The sequence below is a fragment of the Lachnotalea sp. AF33-28 genome, assembly GCF_003477885.1.
Lineage (GTDB): Bacteria > Bacillota > Clostridia > Lachnospirales > Lachnospiraceae > AF33-28.
In genome coordinates, this window is record NZ_QUEE01000032.1 from 1 (window position 1) to 2,927 (window position 2,927).

Consider the following 2,927-nt stretch of genomic DNA (forward strand, 5'->3'; position numbering starts at 1 on the left):
GGTAAGCGCCAAATGTTAGGGTGGCTGGCGTTTCGCCACCAAATACCTCATAATGGTAGATAGCTAGATGCAAGCACTCCACTCTGGAATACGATAAATTTCATTGATAGGTGCGAGCATTTCACTGTATATTTATGGAGGTATCGAAAATGTCCAGTTACACTGCCAGAGTCCCGGCTGATCAGCAGTTCCAACTGATTATGGAATGCAGGAACAGTGGCCTCTCCGATTATCAGTGGTGCAAGAAGCATGGGATCCATCCAGGGACCTTTTACAACTGGGTCAGCAGACTCAGGAAGAAGGCCTGCTGTGAAATCCCTGAGTCAATTTCCAAAGCGGAGCCTTTACCAGCTCCAGTTCAGGAAGTGGTCCGCTTAAATTTTAATTCAAAAGCAGGGAATCCTGAGTCAATGCTTCTATGCCAACCAGCATTGACGGGTCCAACCAGAATTGCAGATATTACTGCCAGGATAGAAATATCTCTGGGCAATGCGACAATCCGCATTGCCAATGGAACCGACCCTGCACTACTGGATCGGGTTTTAAGCCTTGTGAAAGGCTCCGTGTGTTAGGCGATATCTCCGTGGCGGACAATATCTATATCGTATGTGGCACAACAGACATGCGCAAATCGATTGATGGTCTCTGCAGCATTGTCCGGGACAAACTTTCCATGAATCCGGATCAGTCATCACTGTTCCTTTTCTGTGGTAAACGGTGTGACCGGATCAAGGTCCTGCTCCATGAACCAGATGGATATGTGCTCCTTTACAAGAGGCAGAGTGTCGCACAGGGACGATATCGTTGGCCACGGAAAAGTTCAGAAGCTCAGGCAATTACCTGGCGGCAGCTGGACTGGCTGCTAAACGGACTGGATATTGAACAGCCAAAGGCGATCCAGACCAGCTGAAACATCCATCGTGAAAATCGACGAAATTTTCCAGGGACATTTCTGACGAAAACGTGGATAACTCTTTCTCTTTGCATCTAGGACGGGATAACCCATGCATGATTTCTATTTCATTGGTTTTTCATTGTATCTTCAGACCGCCATAACAGAAAACGTCTCAGTTTATCCATCTTAAGGCTGCTGTCCGCGTCGGTTATCCACCGTCATTATGACGAACTCCCGGCCGTGACGGATTCGCTTTTTTCTTCGATTTCTGGTAAAATACCAGTAACAAGACAAAGGAGCGAAGGACCATGGCATCCAGTGCAAGGGACATCCAGTTCAAGGAACTGAAGGATACGATCTCACAACTGAATACAACTATCCGTACCCAGAATGATCTGATCCTATCCCTGCAGAAGATGCTGGAAGAACGCAATGCAAAGGACGATGAAAAAGACCGGATCATTTCAAATCTACAGGCACAGCTTGAATACTTCAAGCAAAAGCTTTTTGGCAGTTCCAGTGAACGACGCAGTGACATGCCCGGTCAGCTGAATCTTTTCTCCGTCCCTGATCCTGAGGAAGAACCAATCCCGGAACTCATTGAACCGGAGTTTATTGAAGTGAAAGCCGGCAAACGAGGACGTAAGCCCAAAGCGAACTATGACGAGATGTTCGCAAATCTGCCCATCCACTATGAAGAGGTGGACACACTGACAGATGAAGAAAAACAGTGTCCTGCCTGTGGAACCATGATGGTTCCGATCGGTCATGAAGAAATCAGGACAGAACTCCGCTACACCAAAGCAAAGCTGGAACGTATTGTATACGTTGCAACCACTTATGGCTGCTCTGTCTGCAAGGATACGGAAGATCCCCAGTTTATCAAGGATGAAGGAATCCCGGCCCTGATACCCGGTGGTTACGCCTCATCATCCCTTGTGTCGCACATCATATATGAAAAGTACGCAGATGCGCTTCCGCTGTATCGACAGGAAAAAGGATTTGAACTCCTTGGGGTCAGCATCAGCAGAACAACCATGGCAAGCTGGATCATCACCTGTTCCCAGAATTATCTGAAACCCGTGTATGACTACTTTCACCGTGAACTACTGAAACGGCATTTCCTGATGGCAGATGAAACGCCCATCCAGGTCTTAAAAGAACCTGACCGGAGACCGCAGAGTAAGTCCTATGTCTGGCTGATGCGTTCCGGAGAAGACAGGCTGCCGCCAATCGTCCTGTACCATTATTCAGAGACGCGCGCCGGGGAACATGCCGCGGACTTCCTGAAAGGAATCGCGGATGGTACTTATGTCATGGTTGATGGTTACAGTGGTTATAATAAGCTAAAAAAGATCCGAAGATGCTGTTGTTACGCCCATATCCGGAGATATCTGATCGAAGCCATTCCAACCGGCCATGATAAGGACTACAGCCATCCGGCGGTTCAAGGCGTTCTGTATTGTAACAAGCTGTTTGAGTATGAACGCAGCTATAAGGAAAAGGAACTATCTTATATGCAGGTTTACAAACGCCGCCAGAAGGATCAGAAGCCGATCGTGGAAGGTTTCATACGCTGGCTGGATGTACAGCACCCAGAAAAAGGAAGCCGCATGGATCGGGCAGTGACTTATATCCGAAATCGAAAAGACACGTTGATGACGTATCTCGAAGACGGACGCTGCAGTCTGAGCAATAATCCATCGGAGAATTCAATCAGACCGCTAACTTTAGGCCGCAAAAACTGGCTTTTCAGCGACAGCCAGGATGGTGCGAATGCGAGTATGGTAGTATATACCATGGTAGAGATGGCGAAAGCGTATGGGCTGCATCCATACAACTATCTGCAATACCTGCTCGACAGCCGCCCAGGCAAAGATACTACCGATGCAGAATTTCAAGATCTCGCACCGTGGAGTGAAAAAGCCTGGATAGAATGTAACAAAAAATCAGAGTAAAACGCTCGCAACCCTGACATCACATGTTGGTGTCAGGGTAGATGTGTTGGGGTACCCTAACATTTGGCGCTTAC

3 protein-coding genes are annotated in these 2,927 nt (G+C 47.8%); all 3 read left to right on the plus strand.

Annotation, left to right across the window (positions count from 1 at the left end):
• Positions 1 to 200 precede the first annotated feature (200 nt).
• Complete coding sequence (tnpA, locus tag DWZ56_RS23890; protein WP_442911458.1) at positions 201 to 572, plus strand: IS66 family insertion sequence element accessory protein TnpA; 372 nt, start codon at positions 201 to 203, stop codon at positions 570 to 572.
• Positions 573 to 583: 11 nt separating this feature from the next.
• Positions 584 to 910, plus strand: a complete 327-nt coding sequence (gene tnpB / locus DWZ56_RS22495) for an IS66 family insertion sequence element accessory protein TnpB (protein ID WP_118558855.1) — start codon at positions 584 to 586, stop codon at positions 908 to 910.
• Between the two features lie 293 nt (positions 911 to 1,203).
• Entirely contained in the window at positions 1,204 to 2,853 is a 1,650-nt protein-coding gene (gene tnpC, locus DWZ56_RS22500; RefSeq protein WP_118558856.1) for an IS66 family transposase, read from the plus strand.
• Positions 2,854 to 2,927 lie beyond the last annotated feature (74 nt).